The 16,894-nt window shown below is 49.5% G+C and carries 11 protein-coding genes; 8 read left to right on the top strand and 3 right to left on the bottom strand.

The features are described from left to right. Nucleotides 1-37: 37 nt before the first annotated feature. Both ABD028_RS05620 and narL read right to left on the bottom strand, forming a co-directional pair. Nucleotides 38-1,204, bottom strand: a complete 1,167-nt coding sequence (locus ABD028_RS05620; RefSeq protein WP_343842737.1) for an alginate export family protein — start codon at nucleotides 1,202-1,204, stop codon at nucleotides 38-40. A 123-nt stretch (nucleotides 1,205-1,327) separates the two neighbouring features. Next, the gene (narL, locus tag ABD028_RS05615; protein ID WP_102798823.1) at nucleotides 1,328-1,981 is read right to left on the bottom strand and encodes a two-component system response regulator NarL; all 654 of its coding nucleotides are present in this window, start codon (nucleotides 1,979-1,981) and stop codon (nucleotides 1,328-1,330) included. Nucleotides 1,982-2,435: 454 nt separating this feature from the next. On the opposite strand from narL, the gene ABD028_RS05610 reads away from it, so the two are divergent. Together ABD028_RS05610 and ABD028_RS05605 are read left to right on the top strand one after the other, a co-directional pair. Next, on the top strand, nucleotides 2,436-5,432 hold the full coding sequence (locus tag ABD028_RS05610; RefSeq protein ID WP_343842734.1) for a DUF6531 domain-containing protein: 2,997 nt from the start codon (nucleotides 2,436-2,438) through the stop codon (nucleotides 5,430-5,432). A 12-nt stretch (nucleotides 5,433-5,444) separates the two neighbouring features. Beyond that, nucleotides 5,445-6,596 carry a hypothetical protein gene (locus ABD028_RS05605; RefSeq protein WP_343842732.1) on the top strand — a complete coding sequence of 384 codons (1,152 nt, stop codon included), beginning with the start codon at nucleotides 5,445-5,447 and terminating at the stop codon, nucleotides 6,594-6,596. 78 nt (nucleotides 6,597-6,674) lie between these two features. Here the strand turns inward: ABD028_RS05605 and ABD028_RS05600 are convergent, their stop codons facing one another. After that, nucleotides 6,675-8,528 carry a HAMP domain-containing protein gene (locus ABD028_RS05600; RefSeq protein WP_343842731.1) on the bottom strand — a complete coding sequence of 618 codons (1,854 nt, stop codon included), beginning with the start codon at nucleotides 8,526-8,528 and terminating at the stop codon, nucleotides 6,675-6,677. Between the two features lie 261 nt (nucleotides 8,529-8,789). Here ABD028_RS05600 and ABD028_RS05595 point away from each other — a divergent pair, with 261 nt between their 5' ends. Genes ABD028_RS05595 through ABD028_RS05570 form a run of 6 tightly spaced genes read left to right on the top strand, consistent with a single transcriptional unit; the run spans nucleotide 8,790 to nucleotide 16,747 of the window. Further along, nucleotides 8,790-12,578, top strand: a complete 3,789-nt coding sequence (locus ABD028_RS05595) for a nitrate reductase subunit alpha (RefSeq protein WP_343842729.1) — start codon at nucleotides 8,790-8,792, stop codon at nucleotides 12,576-12,578. A 1-nt stretch (nucleotide 12,579) separates the two neighbouring features. Further along, nucleotides 12,580-14,109, top strand: a complete 1,530-nt coding sequence (gene narH / locus ABD028_RS05590) for a nitrate reductase subunit beta (RefSeq protein ID WP_102798820.1) — start codon at nucleotides 12,580-12,582, stop codon at nucleotides 14,107-14,109. 3 nt (nucleotides 14,110-14,112) lie between these two features. Then, nucleotides 14,113-14,832, top strand: coding sequence for a nitrate reductase molybdenum cofactor assembly chaperone (gene narJ, locus ABD028_RS05585; protein ID WP_343842727.1), 720 nt, complete (start codon nucleotides 14,113-14,115; stop codon nucleotides 14,830-14,832). Nucleotides 14,833-14,842: 10 nt separating this feature from the next. After that, entirely contained in the window at nucleotides 14,843-15,523 is a 681-nt protein-coding gene (narI, locus tag ABD028_RS05580; RefSeq protein ID WP_102798818.1) for a respiratory nitrate reductase subunit gamma, read from the top strand. A 44-nt stretch (nucleotides 15,524-15,567) separates the two neighbouring features. Continuing rightward, a complete protein-coding gene (locus ABD028_RS05575) occupies nucleotides 15,568-16,362 on the top strand; it encodes a peptidylprolyl isomerase (RefSeq protein ID WP_343842724.1) in 795 nt (264 codons plus the stop codon). 46 nt (nucleotides 16,363-16,408) lie between these two features. Continuing rightward, entirely contained in the window at nucleotides 16,409-16,747 is a 339-nt protein-coding gene (locus ABD028_RS05570; RefSeq protein ID WP_343842722.1) for a hypothetical protein, read from the top strand. Nucleotides 16,748-16,894: the final 147 nt, after the last annotated feature.

Here is a 16,894-nt window from a genome sequence, read left to right as displayed (position 1 = left end):
TATTCCCCAAAAGGGATAGATGGACGGCGCATTAGCGTTACCAGGCTGCGCTTAGCATCAGCCACAGTTTGTTGGTATCGGTGCCGGATTGACCTGCATGGTAGGCCGCATATTTCACCAGCAAGTCAAGCTGGTCGTAAACTGGCAAGCCAAACGTGGCATCCCACTCATGGCCGTAGTCAAGATGGTTCTTATCACTGACAAAATGATGGTAGGTCAGTTGTAGCTTGGCGTTACCCAGACTGGTGCCAAGCCCGGCGTGGCTATCTTGCAATCCTTGCATGGGGGTATTGAGGAATTTGTCGGCAAAACCCTGGAACTTATGCAGGGTCGCCAGTGGCGTGACAATCCGGCCCTGTGCGTCCGCGCCCAGACGTTCATAACCCAGATGCCAGTCAAGTGCCTGCCATTTACCAGCCACACGGGTAGACCAATAAATGGCCCGATAGTCCGCCGGGTTCTCGGCATAGTCCTGTTGGCTGGCCAGGCTGGCAGTGATCTTTATACCGGCCATTTCGCCGTTATATGTGACGCCCAGGGTTTGATTCGACAAGGCCGGACTCTCGGCAAAATCCATCCAGTAAGAGAAGGCGGTGAGCCGGTGTTGCCTGTGCAGTTGATAGTGGCTGTTGAGTAAATGGATATCCCCGTGCCAGGTGCCAGCCGGGCTGTTATCGCCGAAAATGCGATTCACCCGGTGGAAATAGCTGTAATCCAGGCTGAGATCCTGCCATTGATATTGCAGGCGGTAGCCGTCAAAGGTTTGTTCGTTCTGACGCCAGCCGACGCTACCGACGAAACGCTGGTCGTCCAGATTGAGCCGTTGTCGTCCGGCTTTCACCTGCCAGGCGCCGTGCTGATAAGCCAGGTACGCCTGGTTGATGTCGCTGCCGGTGGGATCGGCTATCACAGGGCGGTCAGTGACCCCGTTGCTGGTGGACTGATATTTTTCGGCGCCCAGATGCGTCACGCTGTCCAGTTCCATATGCGCCGACAGTCCATAATAGTCGCCGCTGTGATAGCCGAAGCGGCCGCGCAGGGTATGAGCCCAGGCTTGATGTGACCATTGCTTGTCATCCACCATTTCGGTGCGATAACGCAAGCTGATGTTGGCCTTACCCTGAGTCAGGGCGTCGCTCAGATTAGAATGTGGGGCGGCAGTCACAGTCAGGGGCAGCAGCAAGGGCAGAACAAAACATTTCATAGTCGATGTCCGGGTGATGAGTACAGCCTTTACTATGAAAAGTGTCACAAGGTGACTTGTTGATATATATCAAAGCACCGCGCCCGCTACCCCCAAGCCTCCGGCGCTTATCCTAAAGAGGTATCAAGCCTTACCTTGCTGATTAACCATCCACACCGCGGCTTCCACCCTGGAACGTAGATCCAGCTTTTTCAGCAAGTGTTTTACATGTACTTTCACCGTACCATCTGAAATATCCAGTTCCCTGGCAATCAGCTTGTTGCTCAGTCCCTTGGCGATAAGTTTAAGAATATCCAGTTCTCTGCTGGTCAGGCTGGCCAGTGCGCGGTTGGTCTGGCGCTGCGGACGGCGCAGGGCAGTTGCCAGGATCTCGGTGAGCTTGGGACTCATAACCATTTTACCCAGTACCGCTTCTTTGAGCTTATCGATCAGGGCGTCGGGGTCCATGTCTTTCAGCAGATAACCGTCGGCGCCTAAGCGAATGGCCTCGACCACATCCTCATCACTGTCTGACACTGTCAGCATAATAATGCGGGCAGTCACACCCCGTTCACGTAAGGCTTTGAGAGTTTGCAGACCGTCCATGCCCTGCATATTCAAATCCAGGGTAATCAGGTCCGGGTCCAGGGTTTCGGCCAGCTCGATAGCCTGCTGACCACTGCTGGCTTCGCCGACCACCTGAAGATCGTCCTCCAGTTCGATAAGTTGGGTCAGCCCTTTGCGCAGCAGGGGGTGGTCATCAACCATTAATACGCTGGCGGGGGTAAAATCAGACATCCTTTGCTCCGGTCATTATCTGGATAGTTTTCAAAGCCTAACCTTTGCGGGCAGGGATGCCAACCAATCTCAGGAGATAGGTGGGTACCTCTTAGTAGGTAGATGTTCATGGCGATTTTCACACTTAGCGGTGTGGCTTTGGGCAAAACATTTCCCCCCCATAGAAACGGTAGCGATAGAAAATTGTAGATTAAGGAAATGCGGCTCGTAATTTCTTTGGATTTTTTCGTTACAATAGATATAAAAATTTCTTCTTCTTCTAAATTTCGACTATGTTTACTACATCAGGGGTGCTGGCTTTGTAGAACAAAGAAGTAACCTTCAGTTCAGTGTCTGACAACAATTCTAATATTTAAAGTAATGAGGTTGCGCTTAAGGATTAAGCTGTACCTGTCTGTTAGCGTGTTGACCGTTAAAATACTTTTTAAGCTCTAACTAGACAAAGGGACTTGTTATGCTCAAGCAACTAAAAATGGGTCTGGCAGTATCTATACTATATGCTAGCTGTCTTATAGTCTCTGTTCAAGCCGTCACTCAGTCTTCTAACAATTCCAAGAACGAACATCAGGATAGGATGACTAATGTTAATCAAGATAACATAAATCAACATCCTGAGTTTAAAGTGCAAGTTGACTTTCTGAATGAATTTTCCCCGCGTAGAAGGGTTAATACATTATTTGAAAATCCGCACAACAACGAAGTGGGTTTAATATTCAATCACGTGAATACATCAACAGGGACTCTTTCTTTTTCCCGGCGAGATTTAGTGGTTGTGGCTAGAATTCCGATAGTGCTTAGTCGCTATTATGACTCAAGCAGAGTCAACGAGTCATCAGACTTTTCTTCAGGGTGGTTTCTAAATTATCACCAGCAGCTAAAAGAATTGGGAGATGGTCACTATCAATTTATAGATGAACATGGGCAGAAACATAATTTGAGTGTCAGCCGTCCCAACGTTATTGAAAGTGGGCAATCTAAATATATGATGGAACTATCCAAAGAAGACGATAGATTTTTGATAACGTTCTCTAACGGCATAAAAAAGCGTTTTGAAAAAAAGAACAACAAGACTCGGTTAGTTAGTCAGGTGGATAGATATGGTAATGGATTGAGTTTGGAATATGAGAACGGTTTACTAGTCAGTATCAAAGCTTCCAATAATAGAAGAGTGACAATTAAGCGCAACAAGTATGGTCGAATTATAAGTGTCTCTGATGAGCAAAATCGCACAGCATCTTACCATTATGATAAACAAGGTGGATTAGCATCAGTAACGGATATTGGTGGCTATAATTGGCATTATCGCTACACGGATTCTGGCCAGTTGGCTGCGATTATCAACCCTGAAGGTACGGCATCTTTGCTGGCTACTTATCATTTCACAGGAGATAGCGAAGGTAAAGTAGCTTCCATTAAAATTGGACCCCACATTAACAACTATTCATATGAAGGAAGCGCTACTTTCATTAACCTGGAGAACATTGATGCTATTAAAATAGATCATACAAGTACGGGCATTGTCACCAAAGTGACCCGCCAAGATGGAGCCGTAAGTGAAAACCGCATAGGTGAAGAAAACCGAATTGAGTCGATCACCACCAGTAATCAGGGACATTTCCAATATGAATACCTAGAAAATGGCAACCTTAATAGTATTACACAGGAAAACCAGGAGGGGATAACAACATTAACCTATTACTACAACGAAAAGCAGCAGTTGCAACAAGTTACAAGTGAATACAATAACTTGCTACTGGAATACGATTCTAATGACCGTTTAGTATTACAGGATGATGATGGTGTGATTACTGAATTAGGTTATAACAACAAGGGCGACTTAATTAGTAAAACCGAAAAAGGTTATAAAATATCTTATGGTTATAATGACGACGGCCAAATTACAAGGGTTGAAAACAGTGATGGTCTTAGCCAATTTACGTATTTCAACAATGGAAAATTGAAACAAGTGACTTTCCCCGACGGAAAGACGCACAAATATCAATACAATGCATTAGGTTTGCGGATTGAAACAATTCGCTCAAATGGTCAGAAAATACAGTATGAATACGACACTATCGGAAATCTCATAGGGCTTCAAGAAAGCTTCCCTGGGGAAGACGTAAAGAAAAGTAAAATATTACTAGACGAACACTTTCGCACCATTGGTTTGATAGTGAATGGAAAAAATGTGCTAACTGTACATTATAATAGTCGCAACTTGGTATCAAAAGTTGTTCACGGTGCAGAGGAAACACACTTTGAATACGATGATTGGAAAAGACTAACTAAGCTAGAAAATAGCTCTCATGGCTACGTGTATCAATATAAAATTAATGAGCGGGATATTGCGACAAGACTAGATGACAGAACACCACTGATCGTCACTTCACCGTATCTAAACAACAATTCGATTAATTCAGTGTTGTATACGAGAGAACAAACAAATAAACGTGGACTTTTAGTATTTTACTCAGAAAGTTTGTCATTTGGGTTGCCGTCGCCTTGGGGAATTGAATTGCCTGAAATAGGAATTAACTCAGCTAATCACAGAAGGCGTTTATACAATCTTACATCGCAAGAAATGGCACAGTTGAATTTTGATAAACCATCTAGCAGCTTTTTTATTCCAGCAGAATATTATTCTATTAACTGTCGTCCAGGACCAATCTGTGCTTTACCTATTAGCTCCACTTTACTTGGACCAGCAACCGTCAATGAAGGAGATGTTGCAATATTCACTAATGCAATGACATATCAACAATATACTTGTGGATTCTTTGAAATGCAATGGAGGCTTAACGGAACATTAATAGAAAGTCAATCTTTGAGCAAATTTGATACTACGACAGCTTCTAGAGAAATTACTTTTAGTGATGTCGGAAATGGTAAGGTAGTAACCACAGTATTCTGCTACGATTGTTATGCAGGATATCAAGTGGAAATTGCAACGGTCTGTGTGAATCCATCATCATCTACTACATATGAAAAACTCATCAATAATTGTCCAGATAGAAGTCAAAATAGTAGGGCTCATGAAATTGATGGATGTACATGGTCGCCAGATAACTTGGAATCTTGGGACAATCTTCCAGCCGCAATCAATTATGATAAATACGTAACTAATGTTATATGGGGTTCGGTTTTAGGACAAGTAACTCCCCAGATGGCTGCAAGTCAAACCTTAGCTTGCAACATCCATGACATCGAATATCAAACATGTCTTTCTAATAAGTCAAGTGCGGATCAAGATTTAGGCACCAGAGTTTCAGCCGCTTGCAGAACTGGATATCCAGTGGCATGCCCTTATCAAACGGCATCTGACTGTAACGAATATTTTTATGAATATAATAGTTGTACAGAAATTGGGCCTTATTATAAAGCTGGTACGGAAACGTCTATGGGGCGACAGAGCTATAAGAATCGTCAGTTGCAATACTGCAAATGTTGTTAAAGGGGAGTTGGAATGAAAAATTATATTATTTTCATACTTATGTTTAGCTCAAGTGCCATAGGACAAGAAATTTTCAATGAATGGAGCGTCGGCAAGGATAAAGTGGTGTTGGAAAACTCATGGGTTGATGGTGATGACGGTGGTGGTTTTGTTATTGTAAAAGAATTTATGGATGAAAGGTGGATGGATGTAAGCCCAGGATTTAAGAACTCTGCGAATTATTACGTTCTTAACATAAAAAACAAAAATAAAGTAAAATTATTTTCTATTGGAGGAAATGAAAAAGTTTCTGTTTATAACCCTAGAATAGAAAATGGTTACATTATAGTCCCTACAATGCGAAATAATTCTGAGATTGTTGAGTATAGGGCTAACTTTAATGATGGTTCAACTAAAGAAAAGCTTGTTTATCAAAGCGAAGGATCTGGTTCTATTGACAGATACTTTCCGCTTGAAAATTCTATGGTGTTGAAATTTTCAAATGGTGAAAGTGCTTTTTTTTCAGATGATGAAAAACTAAGAAATAGATACTCTCCATATCTTGATTCCCTCAGGTCTGAAGTAATAGATTTGGTAGAAGTTGAAGAAGGTGTGAAATTTGTTGTAAAGTCTGAGGTAGATAAAAAAGAGATATTAGAGCTTCATGATTTGAATGTGGTTGGACAAAATATTGTATCTACTATTGAGGTGTATGAAAATCCTAATCTAATAATTAATGTGCGTCTGAGTAGAAACTTTCCTGCTCTCTCAGTTGCACGGAAAGAAAATTTGTATGCTTCGCCTAAAATACAGTTTTTTGATTTGAGTGGTGATGTTGAGTTGATTTTGGAAGCGAGCATGGAAGAGGGGTTTAATATTAACAAGGTCAAATTTTTTGATTCTTGCAAAAATGGATTTGGGATGAGTAAGCCTCTAATTGATGGACGGATTTCTACTGGAATATCCGTGTCGGTTTTGGGACCTGATATGAAAAATTTAGAAACGGTTCATTTTAATGTTAAAAAAGGTGAAGTTGTTAACTCTCACATGACTCATGCTTCTAAAAATAGAGTTTACAATATAATTAATTATTATAAGCTTGAAGAAGAAAGGCGAAAAGATGGATGGTATGGTTGGCAAGGCTTTATGATTTATTCTTCTTTAATAACGTCACTTTGTGGCTAATCCGATATCTAAAGTATTCCTGCCTAAGGTTTAGCTCAAACTTTTAGTAATCATTATGCATAGGTTTACAAGACTACATTAAAACCCAATCACCTCATCTTTGCGCTGAGAAAAGTACTCAGGTTCGAACTCAAAACTAACCAGGGTGCCACCTTCAGCATGGCGGCAAACACTTAGTTCACCGCCGAGATTGCGGCTGCGCTCCCGCATAATGGCCAGACCATAATGATTCAGTTTGCCCGGATCTTCCTCAATTCCCACCCCGTTGTCTCTGATACTCAGTCTGAGTAACGATGGATTGTGCTGGTCACGGCGCAAGCTGACCACCACTTCATCGCCACAGGAATGGTGCAGGGCGTTTTGTGCCGCCTCGCGGGTGATTTGCAGCAGATGTATTTCCTCATTCGGGCTAAATGGCAGATTCTCCACCTCAAACTCCAGCTTAAAGCGAATCTGTTCGCTGCGTTCCTGCAACTGCTGCAGGCTCTGCGCCATGGCCGCGTGCAGACTCTGTCCATCCATTTTCAGGCGGAAGGTGGTCAGCAGTTCGCGTAGCTCGCGATATGCCGAACTTAAGCCGGTTTTCAGTTCATCAATCACGGGCTCGGCCTTAGTGGCGCCGTCCGGCATTTTCAGCAGTTTTTCCAGCCTGGCCACCTGAATTTTCAGGTAAGACAATGCCTGGGCCAGGGAATCATGCAATTCACGGGCGATTACGGTGCGTTCATGCATCAGTACCAGGCGGCGGCTTTGTTCCTGTTGGTCTCGCAGGCTGAGACTGACGGCAAATTGCTCCGCTACCGACTTGAGCAAACGCATTTGCCAGGTTTCCAGCTTTTGGCCGGGCTGTAACTGGCAAACCAGCACGCCGTAGTTGTTATTGGAGCGACTCAGGGGGAAGGTCAGTTTGTTGTCGCAGGGTGGGGTATTGTCCACACAGCCCGAACAATCCTGCTCCACGCAGCGGCTGGGCAGTATTTTATCGCGGGTCATCAGATGCTCATACGGAGTGCTACCCGAGGCCGTCATCACGCACAGATCCAAATCCGACAAACCGGTGATATTGGCTAACCGTTTCAGCAAGGGCGCAAAGTCGGAGGGATGGCTAAGGGAGTCCTGTAAGCTGTTGCTGATATGGAAAAGCAACTCAATAGACTGATTACTCTGCTGCAGGCGTAAGGTTTTTTCCTGGACTTTTTTTTCCAACTGGGCATGAGAACGGCTGAGCGCATCTGACATATGGTTAAGCGTATGGCCCAGCAGCGCGAGCTCGTCGTGGCCATGATCCGGAGCCCGGCCGGTGAAGTCGCCACGGCCAATCTGACGGGCTATCTGGGTGAGCTGTGCCAGTGGCTGGCGGATATGGCGGCTGATCGTGAACATGGCCAGTATCATCAGCAGTGCGGTTATCAGCAGCGCCAGGCCCTGAATCAGGCGGATGGCGGCAACATTCTGTTCGGCGTGCTGCTGATGCACGCGGACCAACTGATCAATGCTTTGCACGAGTTGGTCTACTTCATTTATCAGGGTTGCCAGCTTGTCGGGGCTGTGCAGTGTGGCCAGCATGTCCGCTTTAATACTGTCCTGCCAGCGGGCCAGAATAGACTCGTATAAACGAAAGTGTTCGCTGCGCCGTTCAGCCAGCGCTGGCCGCTGCAAGGTGGGCAGTTGCAACGTGCGGTCAAATTGCTGCACCTGCTGAGTCAAACGGCTTTCGCGCTCTGCCGGGCTGAGGTCTGTACGCATCAGACTCAAAAGCAGTTGATAGCTTTGCATACGCAACGTGCCGGACAGGTTCACTGCATAGGCATCCGTCTCGGCACTGTCACTGATGACCACCGAACTGGCCATACTGACCACCGCCAACAGGCTGATGGCAAACATCAGCAGCCCGACCCGAAAGACGATGGAACGATTGAGTTGCTTAAACATCTTGAGGCCTTGTGGGGGCACAGGGGGTACTCCTAATAAACAGGGGGAGAGGATTGTCCCTGTTTTTTTACCCATCACCCTTGGTTAATACCGCGATTTTACTGATTTTTGCCTAATTTAGCAGCTACCTATTTAGGGGTAGTTGCCTCTAAACCCTTCCCTGACAAGGGATTGCGGGGCTATGCGCTATCTATTTAACTAATGGCCAGGGCGGTTCCAATCGCCAAGACCAGTAGCTAAAAACATTAATGGGAGTCCGGCATGAGTCAGTTTCTGGACAGATTACAGTATTTCAAGCGTATCAAAGGGCAATTTGCCAACGGCCATGGCGTGACCACGGACGAAAATCGAGACTGGGAGGAAGGATATCGCCGCCGCTGGCAGCATGACAAGATAGTGCGCTCCACCCACGGGGTTAACTGCACCGGCTCCTGTAGCTGGAAAATTTACGTCAAGGACGGTTTGGTCACCTGGGAAACCCAGCAAACCGATTATCCTCGCACCCGTCCTGATCTGCCGAATCATGAACCGCGCGGTTGTCCTCGTGGCGCCAGTTATTCCTGGTATATCTATAGTGCCAACCGCCTTAAATATCCCAAGATCCGCAAACGCCTGATAAAACTCTGGCGTCAGGCCAAACTGCAACACCGCGATCCGGTGGACGCCTGGGCCAGCATAGTGGAAGACCCGGTTAAGGCCAAAGACTACAAGCAGCAGCGCGGCTTGGGTGGCTTTGTGCGGGCCCGCTGGGATGAAGTCAACGAAATCATCGCTGCGGCCAATGTGTATACCACCAAAACCTATGGGCCGGATCGGGTTACCGGTTTTTCACCTATTCCCGCCATGTCCATGGTGTCTTATGCGGCCGGGGCGCGTTATCTGTCGCTGATTGGCGGTAACTGCCTGAGTTTCTATGACTGGTATTGTGACTTGCCTCCAGCGTCACCGCAGGTGTGGGGGGAGCAAACCGACGTACCCGAATCGGCAGATTGGTATAACTCCAATTACATTATCTGCTGGGGCTCCAATGTACCGCAAACCCGCACCCCGGATGCGCACTTTCTGACCGAAGTGCGTTACAAGGGCACCAAAGTCATCAGTGTGACCCCAGACTACTCGGAAGTGGCTAAACTCACCGACCAGTGGCTTGCGCCCAAACAGGGCACTGATGCCGCCCTGGCCATGGCCTTTGGCCATGTGATCCTCAAGGAGTTCTATGTCGAGCGGCAGATGGAGTATTTCACCGACTATGTGCGTCGTTACAGCGACATGCCGATGCTGGTGATGCTGGATGAGCACGAAGGCGGCGGCTATGTGCAAGGCCGGTTTTTACGCGCCTCGGATCTGCTGGACAACCTTGGGCAAGACAATAATCCGCAGTGGAAAACCATTGCCATCAATGAACCCAGCAGCGAGCTGGTATCCCCCACCGGCGCTATCGGCTATCGCTGGGGCGAAGCCGAGGCCGGTATTGGCAAGGGGAAATGGAACCTCACCCAGCGCGATGGCAAAAGTGGTGAGCAACTGCAGTTGCAACTTAGCCTGAAAACCAGCCATGACGAGTTGGTGGCGGTTAACTTCCCCTATTTCGGTGGCCGGGAGCATGAATACGGCTACTTCCAGCACACCGAACACGACGCGGTGATCCCACGCAAGGTACCGACCCGCAGGGTCACGCTGGCAGATGGACGTACAGTGCTGGTGGCCACGGTATTTGACCTGACACTGGCGAATTACGGGGTAGACAACGGTTACCTGGATCCCAACTGCGCCAAGACCTTTGAACAGAATCTGCCCTACACGCCAGCCTGGCAGGAGGCCATTACCGGCGTGCGGGCCAGCGACGTGGTGAAAGTGGCCCGTGAGTTTGCCGACAATGCCGCCAAAACCAAAGGCCGCTCTATGATTATTGTCGGTGCGGGGATGAACCACTGGTACAACATGGATATGAACTACCGGGGTCTGATCAATATGCTGATCCTCTGTGGTTGTATTGGCCAGAGCGGCGGCGGTTGGGCCCATTATGTTGGCCAGGAGAAACTTCGCCCACAGACCGGCTGGACGCCCTTGGCGTTTGCCCTGGATTGGATCAGACCACCACGCCATATGAATGGCACATCTTTCTTCTATAACCATTCCAGTCAGTGGCGCTACGAGAAACTGCATATGCAGGAAGTGATTTCCCCGCTGGCGGACAAGAGTAAATGGACTGGGGCCATTATTGACTACAACACCCGGGCAGAACGCATGGGCTGGCTGCCGTCGGCGCCGCAACTGGGTATGAATCCTCTGCAGCTATGCCGGGATGCCAAAGCGGCCGGTATGGACGCCAAGGACTATGCCGTTCAGCAACTGAAATCCGGTGAGTTGGAATTTGCCTGTCTGGACCCGGATAACCCGAAAAACTTCCCGCGTAATATGTTTGTCTGGCGCTCCAACCTGCTGGGTTCCTCGGGTAAGGGCCACGAATATATGTTGCGCCATTTACTTGGCACCAAACACGGCTTGATGGGCAAGGACCTGGGGGAAGAGGGCGGTCATTTGCCCGAAGATGTGAAGTGGGTGGAGCAGGCCCCGGAAGGCAAGGTGGACTTGTTTGTGACGCTGGATTTTCGTATGTCCACCACCTGTTTGTATTCGGATATCGTGCTGCCCACGGCCACCTGGTATGAAAAGGACGACCTGAATACCTCGGATATGCACCCCTTTATTCATCCCTTGTCCAAAGCGGTTGATCCGGTATGGGAGTCACGCAGCGACTGGGATATTTTCAAAGGTATCGCTAAGTCTTTCTCTGACTTATGCGAAGGGCATTTGGCGGTAGAACAGGACTTGGTCACCTTGCCGATGCAGCACGACAGCCCGGCTGAACTGGCGCAACCCTTTGGTGGCCAGGCCTGGTGGAAGGGGGAGTGCGACCTGATCCCAGGCAAAACCGCCCCCGCCATGCTAACCGTAGAGCGGGATTATCCTAACACCTATGCCCGCTTTACCTCACTCGGCCCGCTTCTGGACAAGCTGGGTAATGGTGGCAAAGGCATTAGCTGGAACACCCAGAAGGAAGTGGATTTTCTTGGTGAATTGAATCAGCGCCATATTAAACCTGGTGCTAATCAGGGCAGACCAAAAATTGACAGTGCCATTGATGCGGCCGAAGTGATTCTGTCGCTGGCGCCGGAAACCAATGGTCAGGTGGCCGTGAAGGCCTGGGACGCACTGTCACAGATCACCGGCTTGGATCACCGTCATCTGGCGCTGCCCAAGGAAGAGGAGAAGATCCGTTTCCGCGACATTGTGGCCCAGCCGCGCAAGATCATCAGCTCGCCCACCTGGTCGGGATTGGAAGACGAGCATGTGTCATACAACGCAGGTTACACCAATGTACATGAACTGATCCCCTGGCGCACTATTACCGGTCGTCAGCAGTTTTATCAGGACCATGAATGGATGCGGGATTTCGGTGAAATGCACTGCCTGTACAAGCCGCCGGTCAACCTGAAAACCATTCGACCCTTGCTGAATCAGAAAGGTAACGGCAATAAGGAACTGGTACTGAACTGGATCACGCCGCACCAGAAATGGGGGATCCATAGCACCTATTCCGACAACCTGCTGATGCTGACCCTGTCCCGTGGCGGCCCTATTGTGTGGATTGCCGAGCCGGATGCAGCCAAGGCCGGTATCGAGGATAACGACTGGATCGAAGTATTCAACGTCAACGGTGCCATTGCTGCCCGTGCTGTGGTGTCGCAACGGGTGCCTGAAGGCATGAGCATGATGTACCACGCCCAGGAGCGTATTGTGAATGTACCCGGCGCCGAAACTACAGGTACCCGTGGTGGTATTCATAACTCGGTTACCCGTGCGGTGCTAAAACCCACCCATATGATCGGCGGCTATGCCCAGCAGGCCTATGGCTTTAACTATTACGGCACAGTGGGCTGCAACCGTGACGAGTTTGTGATTGTACGCAAAATGAGCAAGGTGGACTGGCTGGACGATGACAGCGTCGACGCCCTGGATGCCCAGATGAACGAGCAGGAGAAGTAACATGAAGGTCAGAGCGCAAATAGGCATGGTGCTGAACCTGGATAAGTGCATTGGTTGTCACACCTGTTCGGTTACCTGTAAAAACGTTTGGACGTCCCGCGAAGGGATGGAATATGCCTGGTTTAACAACGTAGAAACCAAGCCGGGTATTGGCTACCCCAAGGAATGGGAGAATCAGGAAAAGTGGAATGGCGGCTGGGTACGCAGCAAAAACGGTAAACTGGAGCCGAAACAAGGTGGTAAACGCCGGATTCTGGCGAATATTTTTGCCAACCCGGATTTACCGGAGATTGATGATTACTACGAGCCCTTTGATTTTGACTATCAGCATTTGCACCGGGCCGGCGAAAGCAAACACCAGCCGGTAGCCCGCCCTCGCTCGCTGATTTCCGGTCAGCGTATGGAAAAAATTGAATGGGGACCCAACTGGGAGGAAATTCTCGGCACTGAGTTTTCCAAACGCCGTAAGGATAAGAACTTCGATCAGGTGCAGGCCGACATCTACGGCCAGTTTGAAAACACCTTTATGATGTATCTGCCGCGTTTGTGTGAACATTGTCTGAATCCGGCCTGTGTGGCGTCTTGTCCCAGCGGCGCCATCTACAAACGTGAAGAAGACGGCATTGTGCTGATCGATCAGGATAAGTGCAGGGGCTGGCGTATGTGCGTGTCAGGCTGCCCCTACAAAAAAATCTACTACAACTGGAAAACCGGCAAATCAGAAAAATGTATTTTCTGCTATCCGCGTATTGAAGTGGGGCAGCCCACTATCTGTTCAGAGACTTGCGTGGGGCGTATCCGCTATCTGGGGGTGATGTTGTATGACGCTGATAAGATAGCCGATGCCGCCTCGGTGCCGAATGACAAGGATCTGTATCAGGCCCAGTGTGATATTTTCCTCGATCCCTTCAACCCGGATGTGCAGGCTGCTGCACGCCGTGAAGGCATTCCCGAGGCCTGGCTGCAGGCCGCGCAGCAATCACCTGTATATAAAATGGCCATGGAATGGAAGGTGGCACTGCCGCTACACCCGGAATACCGCACATTACCCATGGTCTGGTATGTACCGCCGCTGTCGCCTATTCAAACCGCAATGGAAGCCGGACACGTCGGTATGAACGGTATCATTCCCGATCTGAAATCACTGCGTATTCCGCTTAAGTATCTGGCCAATTTGCTTACCGCCGGTGATGAAAAGCCGGTGATTCGGGCCTTAGAACGCATGCTGGCCATGCGTGCCTTTAAGCGTGCCCAGCAAGTGGAAGGCGTTAAGGACGATGAGGTGATCGCCGCAGTAGGCCTGCATGACTGGCAGATAGAAGAGATGTACCGGGTGATGGCGCTGGCCAATTACGAGGACAGATTTGTTATCCCTACCAGCCATACCGCTTATGCCGAGCAGGCCTATGACATGAAAAGTGGCTGTGGTTTCAGCTTTGGCAATGGTTGCAGCAGTTCGTCCGGGGTGAACCTGTTTGGTGGCAAGAGCCAGACGGTGCGTCAGGTTATCCCGGTAGATGTACAGGAGTAAGTCATGAAGATACTGACCTTAGTTGCCAGATTACTGGATTACCCTGAAGCGGAATTGCTTGGTGCCCGTCAGGAGGTGTTGGCGCTGATTGACGCCAGCCCCTTGCCTGATGAACACCAGCAGGCATTGCGCCACTTTGTTGAACAGCGTTTCAACGGCGAGTTGCTGGACTGGCAGGAAGAATACGATGGCCTGTTTGAGCGTGGTCGTTCATTGTCGTTGCTGATTTACGAGCATATTCACGGTGAGTCGCGGGATCGCGGCCAGGCCATGGTGGAATTGCTTGCCCAATACCGGGCCGCCGGTTTGGAGATTGCCGAACAGGAACTGCCGGATTATCTGCCGTTATTTTTGGAATTCGCCTCAACCCAGCAGCATGAAGCAAGGGGCTGGCTGGCCGATATTGCGCCGGTGCTTGGCTTACTGGCGGTGCGCCTGGAGAAGCGCAGCCCGGACTATGCCGGGCTGTTTAAAGCCTTGCTTGCACTTAGTCAGGCGCCGGTGGACTTGCAGGAATTGCGCAGCCAGATCAGTGCGGAAAAGGCAGACCATACCCCCAAAGCGCTGGACAAAGTGTGGGAAGAGGAGGCCGTTACTTTCGGTGGCGATGCCATCAATGGCGGTTGCCCCAGCCAGCGTCAGCGCCCTGAGCCAGGGCAGCGGCGCGATCAGCAGGTGCCCATTGAATTTATTGATACTCCAGCCCCTGTGCGGCTGAATTAAGGAGCCGAGCATGTCATTTATCAACCATTTGTTGTTCGGGATTTATCCCTACATTGCGCTGGCCGTATTTGTGCTGGGCAGTTTGATTCGCTATGACCGTGAACCCTACAGCTGGAAAACCGGCTCCAGTCAGATGCTGGAAAGCAAGCAACTGCGTAAGGGCAGTTTCGCCTTTCATATCGGTATACTGGCGATTCTGGCCGGACACTTTGTTGGGTTGCTGACCCCGCATCAGGTTTGGCACTGGCTGGGTATCAGTGCCGCAACCAAACAGGTGGTGGCCATGGCGGCTGGCGGCCTGTTTGGTCTGGTGTGCTTGTATGGCATGACGATTTTACTTAAACGTCGCCTGACCAATCCGCGGGTGCGCGCCACCAGCACTAAGATGGATATCATTATTCTGGTGCTGCTGTATGCCCAGTTAATCCTGGGGTTGTTGAGCATTCCTTTCTCCATGGGCCATCTGGACGGTTCGGAAATGCTCAAGCTGATGGCCTGGGCGCAGCACACCGTGACATTCAATGCTGTAGCGGCTTCTCAGGCCATTGCCGGTGTCGGCATGATCTACAAGCTACATGTATTGCTGGGTATGACCCTGTTCCTGCTGTTTCCATTCAGCCGCCTGGTGCATATCTGGAGTGTGCCGGTTAAGTATATGCGCCGCAATTATCAGGTGGTGCGTCAACGCTAGTTTCACTCAGTTGACACATGGATGTGTCGTTTTTGGAGAACCGCATGATTGTCAGTGATATTCCTGCCGTACAGGTGAATGAATGTACTATCAGTGCCGAACAAATCAGTGCCGAGATGCAGTATCATCCGGCTGCCAGTCGCCGCGAGGCGGCGGTTAAATCGGCGCAGGCGCTGATTATTAACGAAGTGGTGCGTCAACACGCCGTCAAGCTGGGCCTGTGGCCGACTGACAAGTCGCTGGAAAGCCAACAGGAACAACAGCTTATGGATGTGTTGCTTGAACATCAGTGTCAGTGGCCAAAGGCCAGCAGTGCAGACTGCCAACAATATTACCAGGCCAATCAAGCTAAGTTTGCCACCGCGCCGCTGCTGGAAGTTCGGCATATCTTGCTGGCCGCAGACCCACGAGATATGCATGAGCGCGAACTGGCCAAACAGGTTGCCGAGGAGTTGCTGGCCCGGTTGCAAAAAAATCCTGGCGAATTTGCGCAACTGGCCGCTGCTCACTCAAACTGCCCCTCGGCCAAACTGGGCGGCAATTTAGGCCAGGTAAGCAAGGGCCAGACCGTACCTGAGTTTGAACGTCAATTGTTGTCAGCCTCGCAGGGCTTGATGGATAAACCACTGGAAAGCCGTTACGGCTTTCATGTGGTGGATGTGGTGCGCCGTGTGGATGGTCATGCTTTACCTTTTGAACAGGTCAGGGCCGATATCCAGACCTATCTGGACAACAAGGTCAGGCGTAAAACCACCGCACAATACATCACCCGTCTGCTTAGCGAAGCACAGATTCAGGGCTTTGATTTTGGCCTGGATGGCTCACCTTTAATGCAGTAGGTCGGGATTTATCCCGACATACCGCTAAGCAGCACCAGATAGAGCCATGGCAGACAATCCCTTTCACGCCAAATGGTCAGCACAGGGGCATACCCTGTGTCTGGGCCACTGGATTATCCACTACCAGGGTTTACCCCTGAGCCTGCCCGACAGTAAAGCCGAAAACGATATGGATACCCGTGGCAATTTCAGTTATCTGTTTCCCGATGAAGATGACTTTATTGAGGGCACAGCCGAAGACGACTGGATAGTGGCCAATGTCGACTGGCTGATGGATGTATTTGCACAACATCATATCCCGTTGGATGAGGAACATCTGCGCTGGTTTTATCAGGCGGTCAATGTGGCTGACTGGCGTTGTGGTAGCTGTGGTGGGTGTATTTAGTTGTCAGTCGTCATCGTCAGTCATCAGTATTCAGTAGTCAGTCGTCAGATGTGAGTTTTCAGTAACAGCATGATGTACGGCTGAATGTCCAAGGTACAGCAAGTCATTTAATTTTTGTTGGGCTAAAGCCCAACCCACAGTGGGTCG

Source organism: Bowmanella denitrificans (assembly GCF_039522935.1).
Taxonomy (GTDB): Bacteria; Pseudomonadota; Gammaproteobacteria; order Enterobacterales; family Alteromonadaceae; genus Bowmanella; species Bowmanella denitrificans.
This window is presented reverse-complemented; position numbering and strand designations above follow the sequence as displayed.